13 protein-coding genes are annotated in these 12,373 nt (G+C 68.9%); 1 reads left to right on the forward strand and 12 read right to left on the reverse strand.

The window, feature by feature from the left end; all coding sequences use genetic code 11:
- Nucleotides 1–20: 20 nt before the first annotated feature.
- From ACV4UZ_RS09725 to ACV4UZ_RS09750, 6 genes are all read right to left on the reverse strand, one after another.
- Nucleotides 21–485 carry a hypothetical protein gene (locus ACV4UZ_RS09725; protein WP_491600673.1) on the reverse strand — a complete coding sequence of 155 codons (465 nt, stop codon included), beginning with the start codon at nucleotides 483–485 and terminating at the stop codon, nucleotides 21–23.
- On the reverse strand, nucleotides 449–1,111 hold the full coding sequence (msrQ, locus tag ACV4UZ_RS09730) for a protein-methionine-sulfoxide reductase heme-binding subunit MsrQ (protein WP_491600674.1): 663 nt from the start codon (nucleotides 1,109–1,111) through the stop codon (nucleotides 449–451). Before msrQ ends, ACV4UZ_RS09725 begins: the two co-directional genes overlap by 37 nt.
- A 166-nt stretch (nucleotides 1,112–1,277) precedes the next feature.
- The gene (msrP, locus tag ACV4UZ_RS09735; RefSeq protein ID WP_491600675.1) at nucleotides 1,278–2,204 is read right to left on the reverse strand and encodes a protein-methionine-sulfoxide reductase catalytic subunit MsrP; all 927 of its coding nucleotides are present in this window, start codon (nucleotides 2,202–2,204) and stop codon (nucleotides 1,278–1,280) included.
- Nucleotides 2,205–2,403: 199 nt separating this feature from the next.
- Nucleotides 2,404–3,471 carry a M48 family metallopeptidase gene (locus tag ACV4UZ_RS09740; RefSeq protein WP_491600676.1) on the reverse strand — a complete coding sequence of 356 codons (1,068 nt, stop codon included), beginning with the start codon at nucleotides 3,469–3,471 and terminating at the stop codon, nucleotides 2,404–2,406.
- Between the two features lie 2 nt (nucleotides 3,472–3,473).
- Nucleotides 3,474–4,550, reverse strand: coding sequence for a YjgN family protein (locus ACV4UZ_RS09745; protein ID WP_491600677.1), 1,077 nt, complete (start codon nucleotides 4,548–4,550; stop codon nucleotides 3,474–3,476).
- 57 nt (nucleotides 4,551–4,607) lie between these two features.
- Complete coding sequence (locus ACV4UZ_RS09750) at nucleotides 4,608–6,290, reverse strand: methyl-accepting chemotaxis protein (RefSeq protein WP_491600678.1); 1,683 nt, start codon at nucleotides 6,288–6,290, stop codon at nucleotides 4,608–4,610.
- 175 nt (nucleotides 6,291–6,465) lie between these two features.
- Here ACV4UZ_RS09750 and ACV4UZ_RS09755 point away from each other — a divergent pair, with 175 nt between their 5' ends.
- Nucleotides 6,466–7,440: an MDR family oxidoreductase gene (locus ACV4UZ_RS09755; RefSeq protein ID WP_491600855.1), complete on the forward strand. Its 975-nt coding sequence runs from the start codon at nucleotides 6,466–6,468 to the stop codon at nucleotides 7,438–7,440.
- Here the strand turns inward: ACV4UZ_RS09755 and ACV4UZ_RS09760 are convergent.
- The 6 genes from ACV4UZ_RS09760 to ACV4UZ_RS09785 all read right to left on the reverse strand — a co-directional run bounded on the left by ACV4UZ_RS09760 (nucleotide 7,430) and on the right by ACV4UZ_RS09785 (nucleotide 12,277).
- Nucleotides 7,430–8,290 carry a bile acid:sodium symporter family protein gene (locus ACV4UZ_RS09760; RefSeq protein ID WP_491600679.1) on the reverse strand — a complete coding sequence of 287 codons (861 nt, stop codon included), beginning with the start codon at nucleotides 8,288–8,290 and terminating at the stop codon, nucleotides 7,430–7,432. The genes ACV4UZ_RS09755 and ACV4UZ_RS09760 overlap by 11 nt on opposite strands.
- Nucleotides 8,287–9,234 carry a 1,4-dihydroxy-2-naphthoate octaprenyltransferase gene (gene menA / locus ACV4UZ_RS09765; RefSeq protein WP_491600680.1) on the reverse strand — a complete coding sequence of 316 codons (948 nt, stop codon included), beginning with the start codon at nucleotides 9,232–9,234 and terminating at the stop codon, nucleotides 8,287–8,289. Before menA ends, ACV4UZ_RS09760 begins: the two co-directional genes overlap by 4 nt.
- A complete protein-coding gene (gene ubiE / locus ACV4UZ_RS09770) occupies nucleotides 9,231–9,962 on the reverse strand; it encodes a bifunctional demethylmenaquinone methyltransferase/2-methoxy-6-polyprenyl-1,4-benzoquinol methylase UbiE (RefSeq protein WP_491600681.1) in 732 nt (243 codons plus the stop codon). The genes menA and ubiE overlap by 4 nt, the downstream gene beginning before the upstream one ends.
- Nucleotides 9,959–10,786 carry an ABC transporter permease gene (locus tag ACV4UZ_RS09775; RefSeq protein ID WP_491600682.1) on the reverse strand — a complete coding sequence of 276 codons (828 nt, stop codon included), beginning with the start codon at nucleotides 10,784–10,786 and terminating at the stop codon, nucleotides 9,959–9,961. Before ACV4UZ_RS09775 ends, ubiE begins: the two co-directional genes overlap by 4 nt.
- 136 nt (nucleotides 10,787–10,922) lie before the next feature.
- Nucleotides 10,923–11,420, reverse strand: coding sequence for a hypothetical protein (locus ACV4UZ_RS09780; RefSeq protein ID WP_491600683.1), 498 nt, complete (start codon nucleotides 11,418–11,420; stop codon nucleotides 10,923–10,925).
- A gap of 11 nt (nucleotides 11,421–11,431) precedes the next feature.
- Nucleotides 11,432–12,277, reverse strand: a complete 846-nt coding sequence (locus ACV4UZ_RS09785) for an ABC transporter ATP-binding protein (protein ID WP_491600684.1) — start codon at nucleotides 12,275–12,277, stop codon at nucleotides 11,432–11,434.
- Between the last annotated feature and the right edge of the window lie 96 nt (nucleotides 12,278–12,373).

Consider the following 12,373-nt stretch of genomic DNA (forward strand, 5'->3'; position numbering starts at 1 on the left):
GGCGTTTTCGTTGGGGCCGCCTACTGGCAGACCTTGTAATCGTCGGTCACCTGATTGCGCACCACCTTGGACAGTTTGGTGAAGGCGGCGAAACCGCGCTTCTCGATGGTCTGCAGCAAGTCGTCGATGTTGTCGCAGAAGCCCTCGGTCAGCGAGATGTGGCGGGCATAGGTGACCAGCCGGCCATCGGCGTAATTGATCTGGTACTTCCAGTCGTCGGGAAACTCCCGTTGCCAGGCCTTCTGGCGCCTGTCCACCGAGGAGCGGAACTTGGCGCCGTTGGCGGCCTCGATCTTCTGCCAGCGGTCCCGGGCCCCGGGCAGCAGGCGTTCGTTGCAGCGATTGGCGGCCTCGCGCAGGAAGATGCCCTGGCGCACCTCCTGCTCCGCCTTGATCTCGGCGGTGGAGAAGCACTTCTTGGGCTTGGCCGCCAGGGCGGCGGCCGGGCTCAGGAGGAGGGCGAGGACGATTGCGGCGCGGAACATGGGTCGGCCCTGGTGGTGGATGCCCGGGCAGTATGCCGCAGCCGCGCCCAGGCCGCCACCCGCCAGCCGAGCAGCACGGCCAGGATGGCGGCATGGATGGCCGGTTCGGTGATGTCCTTCTTGACCATCATCCAGTGATGAGTCACCCCCAGCGGCGCGATGACGTAGACCAGCCGGTGCAGCGCCCGCCAGCGCCGCCCCCCCAGGCGCCGGACCATGGAATCGGTGGAGGTGACGGCCAGGGGCACCAGCAGCACCACCGCCAGCATGCCCAGCGTGATGTAGCGCCGCTTGACGATCTCGCGGCCGATGGCGTTCCAGTCGAAGAACTGGTCGAGGCCCACATAGGACCCCAGGTGCAGCAGCACATAGGCGAAGGCGAACAGCCCCAGCATGCGCCGCCAGCGCCCCACGGCGGTCCAGCCGGTCAGTTGCCGCACGGGCGTCACGGCGAGAGCGATCAGCAGGAAGCGCAACGCCCAGTCGCCGAGAAAGCGGTTGGTGGCCTCGATGGGATTGGCCCCCAGCCCGCCGCTGGTCGCCCGAAACACCAGCAGACCCAGAGGAATGAGGCAGAGGACGAACAGGACGGGCTTGACCCAGGCTTTGCGCAACAGTTTGTCCATCAGCATCTATCCGGTTGAAATGGAAGCGGTTTGCCCCGTCGTCCCGGGCTCGACCCGGGACCCAGGAGTCGCAAAAGACGGCGCTTGAAGCTGGCCCCCCTGGATCCCGGCTCAAGGCCGGGATGACGCAAGGAGTGGGATCGCTTCAGCTTATGCCGGACAGACATCAATAATTCACCGCCAGGTCCATTCCGGAATACAGCGACGCCACCTGATCGGCGTAGCCGTTGAAGGGCAGGGTCTTGCGGCGGAAGAACTCGCCGATCCTCCGTTCGCTGGCCTGGCTCCAGCGCGGATGGTCCACCGCCGGATTGACGTTGGCGTAAAAGCCGTATTCCCGGGGCGCCGCCTTCATCCAGGCGGTCTTTGACGGAGTCTCGGCAAAGCGGATGCGCACGATGGACTTGATGGACTTGAAGCCGTATTTCCACGGCACCACCAGACGGATGGGCGCGCCGTTCTGGGGCAGCAGCTCCTCGCCATAGAGGCCCACCGCCAGCAGGGTGAGCGGATGCATGGCCTCGTCGATGCGCAACCCCTCCACATAGGGCCAGTCGATGACCCGCCCGCGCTGGCCGGGCAGGCGCTCGGGGTCCTGCAGCGTGGTGAACTCCACGTATTTGGCGCGCGAATTGGGCTCGAAGCGCTTCAGGACGTCGGCCAGGGGAATGCCCACCCAGGGAATGACCATGGACCACGCCTCGACGCAGCGCAGACGGTAGATGCGCTCCTCCAGCTTGTGGGGGTTGATCAGATCCTCGTAGCCCAGGGTGCCCGGCCGGGCGCATTCGCCGGCGATGGTGACGCTCCACGGCTTGGGCTTGCCGAAATAGCTGGGCGCCAGCTGGGCGGGATCGGACTTGTCCACCCCCAGTTCGTAGAAGTTGTTGTAGGTGGTGACGTCCTTCCTGGGCGTCGGCGGCTCGTCGGTGGAGAACGGCCCCTTGACGGTGGGAAGCCCCGCCTCGGCCGGAAGGCCGGACAGCGCCAGGGCACCCGCCGCACCCAACGCCAGGAAGCGCCGGCGGTCCAGCCACAGCGCCTTGTCGGTCACCTCGGATGGGCGCAAGCCGCCGCCGGACCTGATCAGCATGTTCGTCACTCCCTATGGCGTCTCGGCCGGCCCAGGCTGTCATCCCGACGCCTTGAGCGGAGGGATCTCCACCTGGAACGGCGGTTCCGAATCGGGCACGCCGGACCAGGACGGGATCCCTCGACTTCGCTCGGGATGACTTGGGCGGCGGACCACTCTCTCCAGGTTCGCCGCCCGCCTTCGGGAGGTTACATGGGGATCACGGCTTCGCTTTGGAACACATCCGCCTCACCGCCTGCCAATCGGCTTCCGACAGGGCCGGCAGCCGGGGGGCGGGCAGCCGCCGGGCCTCGATGGCGGCGGCGCGGCTGGCCGAATCCGGATGGGTCCCCAGCCAGGCCAGCACCGTCCCCTGCCCGCCCTCCATGGCCTCCAGGCGGCGGAAGAACCGGGCGAGACCGTCCGAGCCGATGCCCGCCGCGTCCAGCAGGGCCAGCGCCCCCAGGTCGGCGGCGGTTTCATCCTCGCGGGAATAGGCGCCGGCCATGACGGCGCCCAGGCCGCTGGCCACCAGCCCCGAGGCGTCGCCGGTGATCAGCGTGGCGAACACGCCGACGCCGAGCGCGCGGATCATGGCGGCGGTGACGTGGCGCTCGCCGATATGGGTCAGTTCGTGGGCCAGCACCCCGGCCAGCTCATCCGGCCCCTCGGCCTTGTCGATCAGGCCGGAGAACAGGACGATCTCGCCGCCCGGCAGGGCCAGGGCGTTGACGTCGCGGGAACGCAGCACATGAACCGCGACCTGGCGGCGTTCGGGCGGCAGCGGCTCGGCCAGCCGCCGGGCCAGGGCATCGAGCACCCGCGCCCCGTCGCGGCCCTCGCAGGCCTTCATCTGCCCTTCCAGGCCGGCGGCGATGGACTGGCCCCACTGGCGCTCCAGCCCGGCGGGGACCAGATGGGCGGCCAGCCGCGACACCGGCGCCAGCCCGACCATCAGGCCGATCAGCACCCCCGCCCCCAGCAGGCAGGCCAGCACCAGCCCGGTGTGCCGCGAGCGGCGCGGCCTGGGGGCCTGGGGCAGCACCTCGCGGATGACATAGGCATCCTCCACCGCCAGCCTCGCGTCGGGCTCGGAGGCGCAGCGCAGGCGCACCCCGCGCTTTTCCGGCCACTCGCCATCGGCCAGCAGGTCGGCGGTCTTCCACACGGCGATCAGGAAGCCGTCCACCCCCCGGATCTCCAGGCCGGAAGACAGCACGCGAACCACCACCTTGCGCGCCGCCGCGCTGCGGCCATCGGAAAACCGTCCCGGGCGGTCGGCCTCCATGGTCAGAACTCGCCCGCCCCGTCGAGGACGGCCACCAGTCCCTCGCCGGTGGAGGGGCCGGCCTCGCCCGAGCGACGCACGGCGGCGAAATCGGGCTCGCCCTCGACGCCGATGACGGCGCAGGCGTAGCGGAAGGTGCGCAAGCTGGCCCAGGGGCGCAGAATCCCCAGGCTGAACAGCGAGATGGCCATGTTGCCCGCCACCAGCCGCATCAGCCGCCACGCCCCGGTCTCGGCCGCGAAGCGGCTGCCGGCGAACTCCATTCCCGCCGCCAGATTGCGGTAGAAGCCGGCCCGGTACCATGCCCAGGGCAGGGCCAGGATCAGCACCGCCGCCAGCGCCAGAATCAGCGAGAAGCCCAGCCCGGCCGCCGCCTCGTCCACTTCCCCCTGCTCGACCAGGGCGACCATGGCGCCGCCCAGGACCAGAACCACCACCGCGAACACCAATCCGCTGATCCACACCAGCAGGAAGCGCCGGTAAAGACCCGACGCCGTCGCATCGCACCTGAGATGGCGATCGCCGAAGCTGGTGTTGTTGAAGCGGTAGCGGGCCAGCCACATCTCACCGGCGGGCCAGGCCCAGCCCAGGCTGAGGGGGACGGCGATCCACACCAGCAGCGAGCGGAGCGCGTAACTCCACCCCGAGCCGGTCTGGCCGCCCCGGATGCCGCGCCAGAGGGTGCGGCTCATCTGGTAGCGCCGCGCCCGGTAGAGCCCCACCGCCACCAGCAGCACGGTCAGCAGGTAGAGCGCAGAGACCACCACCCCGCCCAGCGGATTGCCGGCGGTGACCAGCATCTGCGCCCAGGCGAAGCCGGCGACGATGGGCAGGTAGATCAGGAACAGGACCAGCAGGAAGCCGATGAACAGCTCCTTGCCGGTGCCGGTGTACTCCACCGGATCGTCCCAGGCCCGGGTGCCGCCCCACAGCAGGCGGCGCACCCTTGTCTTGCCCCAGAAGCGGTAGAGCGACAGGGTCAGGATGGACAGCACCAGATTGACCAGGGCCAGCCGGACCATCGTCCCGCTTCCGGTGGAATGGGTGAAGGGACGCTGCAGGGTTGCGGTATCGCTCATGGCTTTCTCCCGGCCGGATCACCGAGAGGGTAACCCGGCCGGGCGGCCATGAAAACCTCAGCCGGCGCGAATCTTGTCGATGAATCCCTTGACCTCGCGGCCCAGCACGTCGGACTGCTCGGTCAGGTCCCTGGATTCGCGCAAGACCTCTTCCGAGGTGTCGCCGGCCTGACGGGCGGCGGCGCTGACGCCGACGATGTTGGTGGCGACCGCCTCGGTGCCCTGGGCGGCCTGCTCCACGTTGCGGGCGATCTCGGCGGTGGCGGCCTGCTGCTGCTGCACCGCCGAGGCGATGGACGAGGTCACCTGCGACAATTCGCTGATGGTGGACAGGATGTCCTGGATGGCGCCCACCGCCTGTCCGGTGGCGCCCTGCACCTCGCCGATCTGGTTGGAGATTTCCTCGGTGGCCTTGGCGGTCTGGTTGGCGAGGTTCTTGACCTCGTTGGCCACCACGGCGAAACCCTTGCCGGCGTCGCCGGCCCGGGCGGCCTCGATGGTGGCGTTGAGCGCCAGCAGGTTGGTCTGGGCGGCGATGTCGTTGATCAGGCTGACCACGTCGCCGATGCGCTGGGCGGCCGAGGCCAGGCTCTGGACGATGGCGCCGGTCTGCTCGGCCTTGGTGACCGCATGGTTGGTGGTGGTGGACGAGGTGTCCACCTGCCGGGCGATCTCGGCGATGGAGGCCGACAGTTCCTCGGCGGCCGAGGCCACGGTCTGGACGTTGGAGGAGGCATGCTCGGCCGCGTCGGCCGCCGCCCCCGCCTGGCGCGAGGCCTGCTCGGCGGCCGCCGACATGGACGACGCGGTGCTGCTCATCTTGGTGGCGGCGCTGGCCACGTGATCGACCACCGCCTTGACGTGCCCCTCGAACTCGCCGGCCAGGGCGTTCATGGCGGCCTTGCGCTCGGCCTCGACCTTGGACTTGGCGGCGGCCTGCTCGGCCTCCAGGCGCTTGACCGCCTGCCCGTTCTCCTTGAACACCTCGACGGTGCGGGCCATGTCGCCCACCTCGTCACCCCGCTTCTGGGCGGGAACCTCGATTCCGTAATCACCCCCGGCCATGCGCTCCATGGCGGCGCGCAGGCCGCCCAGCGGGCCGGTGATGCTCCGCGTGATCAGCAGGGCGACGCCGCCCAGCAGGGCCGCCAGGACCAGGAGGGAGACCGTCATGGTGGTCCTGGCCGACTGGTGGGTCGCCTCGGCGGTCTTGGACAGGCTTTCCGCCTTGCCCTTGGAGAAGGCGACGATCTCCTCGAACAGATCGCTGATCAGCTTGACCTGGACGGCGCCCTCGGCGCGGGTGATGGCGGCGCCCTCGGCCCTTTGCCCGGCCCGCATGTGGACGATGACCCGCTCGCGGATCGGCCGCCAGTCCTCGATGGCCTTGCGCAGCGCGGTCATCTTGGCCTTGTCGCCGAGAAAGCGCGGCGCGGCGATCTCCAGATGCTGGAAAACTTCCTTTTCCGAGGCGTTCACCGCCGCCACCGCCGCGTCCATCTGGGCGGCATCCTGGGACAGGGCGACATCCTTCATGCTGCGGTGCATGGCGATGAGGTCGCTCTTGGCCTCCAGCAGGTTGACGGTCACCGTGTAGGGGTGGTCGTACATCTTGGTGGTCAGATCGGCGACGCCATCGACGACCTCCAGCGACCGCCAGCCCAACCCGCCGACCAGCACGAGAATCACGGTGAACGCCAGATAGAGACGGCTGCCGATTTTCATATTGCTCAGCGACATGGGACACCTTTCCCCACAAGGGACCATTGGAATAGGATAGTTAGACAGCGATTCAGACCTTTGTATATAGGTGGTTTCCGCAGGTCATGCGGGACATGCGGCGGCGTCCCGCCGCTGCTACACTGCGCCGGATTGACCGATCCAGGAGGCGACTGTGAGCGACTTTCCCGCCCTGATGCTTGACGAGACCGGCGGCAAGGTGACCGCCTCCATCCGCCGGCTGACCGAGGCCGACCTGCCCGAGGGCGAGGTGCTGGTCAAGGTCGAGTACAGCACGCTCAACTACAAGGACGGCATGATCCTGGGCGGCCTGGGCCGCTTGGTGCGCAAGTATCCGCACGTGCCCGGCGTGGACTTCGCCGGCACCGTCGAGGCCAGCGAGTCGTCCGAGTTCAAGCCCGGCGACAAGGTGATCCTGACCGGCTGGCGGGTGGGCGAGACCCACTGGGGCGGCTATGGGGCCAAGGCCAGGGTCAAGGCGGAGTGGCTGGTGCCGCTGCCCGCCGGCCTTTCCACCCGCCAGGCCATGGCGGTGGGCACCGCCGGCTTCACCGCCATGCTGGCGGTGATGGCGCTGGAGGATCACGGCCTGCGCACCACCGATGAGGGCGAGGTGCTGGTCACCGGCGCCGCCGGCGGCCTGGGCAGCGTCGCCGTGCTGCTGCTGTCCAGGCTGGGCTACCGGGTGGCGGCCTCGACGGGGCGGGAAAGCCTGAGCGAGTACCTGCGCTCGCTGGGGGCGGCGTCCATCATCGACCGCGCCGAGGTGGGCGCGCCGCCGGCCAAGCCGCTGCTGTCGGAACGCTGGGCGGCGGCCGTGGACTCGGTGGGCGGCGCGACGCTCGCCAACACCGTCGCCTCGCTTCGCATGCGCGGTGCCGTGGCCTCGTGCGGCAATGCCGGCGGCGTCGAGTTCGGCATGACGGTGCTGCCCTTCCTGCTGCGGGGCGCCAGCATCCTCGGCATCGATTCGGTGATGTGTCCCAAGCCCAGGCGCATCGTCGCCTGGAAACGTCTGGCCGAACTGTTGCCGCTGGACAAGCTGGACGCGCTGACCACCGAGATCCGGCTGGCCGAATTGCCCGAGATGGGAGCGAAAATCCTCAAGGGCGACGTCAAGGGCCGCGTGGTGGTCGACCCTAACCGGTGACCATCCGACGCCGCCGCTTCACCGCCAGGATGAAGGCGATGGCGGTCAGGTTCATGACGAAGGCGTAGACGATGCTGGGCACCATCATGGCCGGGTTGCCCAGCAGCGTCACCGCCACGAAGATGCCCAGCGCCCCGTTCTGCAGCCCGTTCTCCATCACCACCGCGATGCGGTCGGCCAGATCGAGGCGGGCAAGGGCGCCCAGCGCCCAGGCCCCGGTCATGGCCGCCAGATTGAGCGCCAGGGCGGCGGGAACCACGTCGCCCACATGGTCGATCAGCGCCTGGCGCTGGCTGACGAAGGCCCCCACCACGATCAGGGCGAACAGCAAGGTGGCGAGGGGACGGGCGACGCGGCCCATGCGCTCGGCCAGCTTCGGCCGCAGGCGCTGGATGGCCAGCCCCAGGACCAGCGGCACCGTGTCCACCAGGAAGATGCCCAGCGTCATCTTGCCCACCGGAAGCTCGACGGCCCGGTCATAGCCGGCGAACAGGGCGAGGCCGAAATTGACCAGCAGCGGCACCGTCACGGTGGCGGCCAGGGAAGTGAGCGCGGTGATGGTGGCGGCCAGCGCGATGCGCCCGCCGGCGTGATGGGTGAGCAGGGCCGAGGTCACCCCGGCGGGACAGGCGGCCAGCAGGATCATGCCCACCGCGAAGTCGGGCTCCGGCCTCCAGGCCAGCACCAGCGCCAGCCCCAGGGCGGGCAGCAGCAGCAGCTTGGCCGCCAGCCCCACCGCCATGGCCATGGGCCGGCCGAACACGATGCGAAAGTCGCGCCCGTCCATGGTCAGACCCATGGCGAACATGATGAAGGCCAGCGCCAGCGGCAAGGCGGCCTGGGTGATCACAGCAGCACGCCTGCGGCGAGCAACCCCGCCAGCACCAGTTGGAATCGCGCCGTGGAGGCCAGGATGGCGTTGAAGGCCGGGCCGCGCGCACTGGTGGCGAACCGCAGGATCAGCCACAGGGCGAAGGGCAGCGCCCCCAGGCACAGCCAGCCCCCAGCCGGCCCCAGGGGCGAGGCCAGCACGGCGATGGAGGTGAGCAGCAGCATGCCGTAGACGGCCTTGGAGGCCTCGATGCCGGCGCGGATGGCCAGGGTGCGGCGTCCGGCCAGCCGGTCCGCCTCCATGTCGCGGTAATTGTTGGCCAGCAGCACCGCCGCCGCCACCGCGCCGATGGCCATGCCGACCAAGATCGACTGACCGGTCAGGGAAAGGGTCTGCAGGTAGTAGGTGCCGCCCACCGCGCCGACACCGAAGAAGGCGATGACGAAGGCCTCGCCGGTGGGGGTGTAGGCGATGGGACGGGGCCCGCCGGAATAGGCCCAGCCGGCCAGCAGCGAGGCCAGCCCCAGGGCGATGATCGGCCAGCCGCCCAGCCAGACGAGATAGAGGCCGACCAGGGCGGCCAGGGCGAAGCTGACCAGCGCGGCGCGCCGCACCCGCTCGGGCGTCGCCCATCCCAAGGCGGTGACGCGCGGCGGCCCCTGGCGCAGCGGCTGATCGCCGCCCCGAAGCGCGTCGCCCACGTCGTTGTAGAGGTTGGTGCCCGCCTGAATGGCGAGCGCCCCCAGCAGCGAGGCGGCGAAGGGCCGGGGATCGAGGCCGCCGGTATCGGCGAAGGCCAGCGCGCTGCCCGCCACCACGGGGGCCACGGAAATGGTCAGGGTCTTGGGCCGGATGGCCAGCCACCACAACCGCCAGCCGTCCGGCGGCTGATCGACCCGGCTGGCACGCTGTCCATCGATGACCAGCGACGGCTTTTCGGGCTGGCCGGATTCGAGCTTCATGAGGCGGGCTTCACGCCGGAATGCAGGCAGGCGATGCCCGCCGACAGATCGCGCCAGGCGACGCGCTCGAATCCCGCCGCCCGCATCAGCCCGGCCATCCCGTTCTGGTCGGGAAAGCGGCGGATGGATTCCACCAGATAGGCGTAAGCCGCGGGCTCACGGGCGATCCAGGCGCCCAGGCGCGGAATCACGTGGAAGGAATAGGCGTCGTAGAACGGACGCAGCAACGCCCAGGGCCTGGAGAATTCCAGGCAGACGAACCAGCCGCCGGGCTTGAGCACCCGGACGATCTCGGCCAGGGCGGCTTCCGGGCTGGTGGCGTTCCTGAGACCGAAGGCGATGGTCAGCGTGTCCACCGAATTGCTCTCGAAGGGCATGGCCTCGGCCTTGCCTTCCACGAACTGGATGCCGAGCCCCCGGCAGCGTCTCTCCCCCACCGCCATCATCTCGGGCGAGGGATCGCAGACGATCACCCGGCGGTCGGGCGCCGCCAGCAGGCGGGCCACATCGCCGGTTCCACCGGCCAGATCGACGATCACCTGTCCCGCCCAGGGGCGGGCGGCCCGCACCATCGCCCGCTTCCACAGGCGATGGATGCCGAAGCTCATCACGTCGTTCATCAGGTCGTAGCGCGGCGCCACGGCATTGAACACGGCGCGGATGCGCTGCTCACGCTCTTCCGGCGTGACCGACTGGAAGCCGAAGGTGCCGGACAGCGATGAGGTCAAGGAAGATCACCCCGACGGAACAGGAAGTAGCCGATTCCGGCGCTGACGGTGCCCAGCGCCACTGGATAAGCAAGTGCGAATGTAAGATAGCCGCTGCGGCCCAGCGCGTCGAGGATCACATAGGAACTGGGCCCCAGCACCACCATCTGCGGATCGAACAGCAGGATGGCGGCGGTGCGGAAGCTTTGCAGCGGATTGGCCACGGCGATGCCGACGATCAGCTCCAAGGGCAGCCTTTCGCGGATCATCAGCCCCAGCAGGATCAGGTCGAGGAACAGCAGCAGCACCAGCCAGGTGAGGAAGGCGCCGGTCTGCGCCACGTCGGGGGTGCGCGCCAGGGTGGAGATCAGCATGCCGATGCCGAGGAAGGCCCAGGCCAGCGCCACCAGCAGGGCGGTGTAGAGCACGAACAGGCTCCAATCCACCTGGATACCGCGCAGCGCGGCATAGATGGCGGCCACCGCCATGGCGCCGAACACGGGCAGGAACACCACCACGAAACGGCCGATCATCTTGCCCCAGAACCAGGCGTAAAGCGGCACCGGCAGGGACAGCATGTACTCGAACACGCCGGCGTCGCGGTCGCCCGCCACCGATCTTACCGTGGTGATCAGGATGAACACCGGCAGGATGGCGACGCACAGCTGGATATAGGTCACCAGCAGGCGCGACAGGCCGGTGAAGCCCAGGATGCGCGATTCGGTCAGGCCGAACACGAACAGCAGCACCACGATGCCGCCGAACACGATGGAGTAGAACATGAACCAGCGGGACCGCAGCGATTCCGCGATGTCCAGCCGGGCGGTGAGGTAAAGCGCGTTCATGCCGCCCCTCCAGGGATGTCATTCCGAGCGAAGTCGAGGAATCCCCGCCTGGACCGGCTCGACCGATTTAGGCACAGCGTGCCAGGATGAGATCCCTCGGCCGCGTTGCGCCCTCGGGATGACACGAACAGAGTCATCAGCCGTCTCGCGTCGTGGTGTTGGCGGGTGCTCCCGAGGGCTCGCAGCGGCTGGTGGAGCCCCGGGCCAGCACGGCGTTCTTCATGGCGGTGTAATCGGCGGCCCCGCTTCGTCCCTGGTCCAGCGCGCCGAAGCCGTGGGCCATGGGGGTATGCTGGCCGTCGATGTAGAAGGCCTTCCGGCCATCCATCCACTTGCCCGATTCGACGCCGCCGACCCAGAACTCGACGGTGGCATCGTCGGCCCAGCCCTGCTTGGCCATCCACAACACCGCGTCGCCCAGATCGTCGAACTTGCGGACCTTGCCGTCCTTGCCCCGTACCTGGGCGGCGAAATGGGGATCGTCGATGATCATGCCGCAATATTCGCAGGTCTCGCGGCCCCACTTGATCTCCACCGGTCCGGTGGTCTGCTGGCCGCAGGCCGACACGGCGATGACCATGCCCGGCACCAGGGCCAGGAAGCGGCGGCGATTCACGCTATGATGCTCGCACATGGCATCCGCTCCTATTTCATCTCGATGCCGGCCACCAGACCGGCGTAGCGGGCGAGCACGCCCAGGAAGCGCAACCGGTCGGGGCCGTTGACCACGCCGCGCCACGCCGTGCCGTCCTGCTCGGGCTGGAAATGCCAATCGCCCATGGCGCGCGCGAAGGCGGGCTCGGCCCGGGTCAGGCGCACCAGGCAATCGAGGCGCGCCGTCATCTCCACGTCGTCGGCGACGCGGTCGTCCAGCGCCACCTTGCCCTGGTCCATCTCCACCACGCGGTTGACCAGCGCCGCCACCTCGTCCAGTCGGTGGCTGGTGATCAGCATGACGGCGTTGTCCTTACGCTCGTGCAGCAGGTGGAAGAAGATGTGCCGCGCCTCGGGGTCCAGATTGGCGGCGGGCTCGTCCATGATCAGCAGGTCGGAATCGCGGCCCAAGGCGATGCCGATCAGCATCTTCTGCTTCATGCCGCCCGACAGCTTCACGAAGGGGCGGCCCCGCACCATGTCCCAGTCCAGGCCCAGTTCGCGCACCATGGAGATGATGCGCTCGGGGTCCGAGCCGCAGACGGCGGCCGAGAAGTTGACCAGTTCGCCCACCGGCATCTTCAGCGGCGGCGGAATCTGCGGCACGAAGCCCACGTGGGACAGCACGGCCTTGCGGTTGCCGCGCGGCGGCACGCCGTTGACGGTAACCTTGCCCTCGTGCAGGTACTCGCCCAGCAGGCAGCGGATCAGGGTGGTCTTGCCCGCGCCGTTGGAGCCCACCAGGGCGATCCGCTCGCCCTTGTCGATGGACAGGCTGACGCCGTCCAGCACCCGGTGGCGCTTGAAGGTCTTGGAGACGTTCTCGAAAACGATCATTCCAGCCATGAATCCCCAGATTTACCGTCATGCCCGGACTTGATCCGGGCATCCATGGATTGCCGGGTCAAGCCCGGCAATGACGATTATGATAGC

This window comes from Paramagnetospirillum sp. (genome assembly GCF_058402745.1).

What these genes read in the sequence shown, in the direction of transcription:
- ACV4UZ_RS09725 (WP_491600673.1), bottom strand. Translation starts at nt 485, where the DNA reads ATGTTCCGCGCCGCAATCGTCCTCGCCCTCCTCCTGAGCCCGGCCGCC.
- msrQ (WP_491600674.1), bottom strand. Translation starts at nt 1,111, where the DNA reads ATGGACAAACTGTTGCGCAAAGCCTGGGTCAAGCCCGTCCTGTTCGTC.
- msrP (WP_491600675.1), bottom strand. Translation starts at nt 2,204, where the DNA reads ATGCTGATCAGGTCCGGCGGCGGCTTGCGCCCATCCGAGGTGACCGAC.
- ACV4UZ_RS09740 (WP_491600676.1), bottom strand. Translation starts at nt 3,471, where the DNA reads ATGGAGGCCGACCGCCCGGGACGGTTTTCCGATGGCCGCAGCGCGGCG.
- ACV4UZ_RS09745 (WP_491600677.1), bottom strand. Translation starts at nt 4,550, where the DNA reads ATGAGCGATACCGCAACCCTGCAGCGTCCCTTCACCCATTCCACCGGA.
- ACV4UZ_RS09750 (WP_491600678.1), bottom strand. Translation starts at nt 6,290, where the DNA reads ATGTCGCTGAGCAATATGAAAATCGGCAGCCGTCTCTATCTGGCGTTC.
- ACV4UZ_RS09755 (WP_491600855.1), top strand. Translation starts at nt 6,466, where the DNA reads ATGCTTGACGAGACCGGCGGCAAGGTGACCGCCTCCATCCGCCGGCTG.
- menA (WP_491600680.1), bottom strand. Translation starts at nt 9,234, where the DNA reads ATGAAGCTCGAATCCGGCCAGCCCGAAAAGCCGTCGCTGGTCATCGAT.
- ACV4UZ_RS09775 (WP_491600682.1), bottom strand. Translation starts at nt 10,786, where the DNA reads ATGAACGCGCTTTACCTCACCGCCCGGCTGGACATCGCGGAATCGCTG.
- ACV4UZ_RS09780 (WP_491600683.1), bottom strand. Translation starts at nt 11,420, where the DNA reads ATGTGCGAGCATCATAGCGTGAATCGCCGCCGCTTCCTGGCCCTGGTG.
- ACV4UZ_RS09785 (WP_491600684.1), bottom strand. Translation starts at nt 12,277, where the DNA reads ATGATCGTTTTCGAGAACGTCTCCAAGACCTTCAAGCGCCACCGGGTG.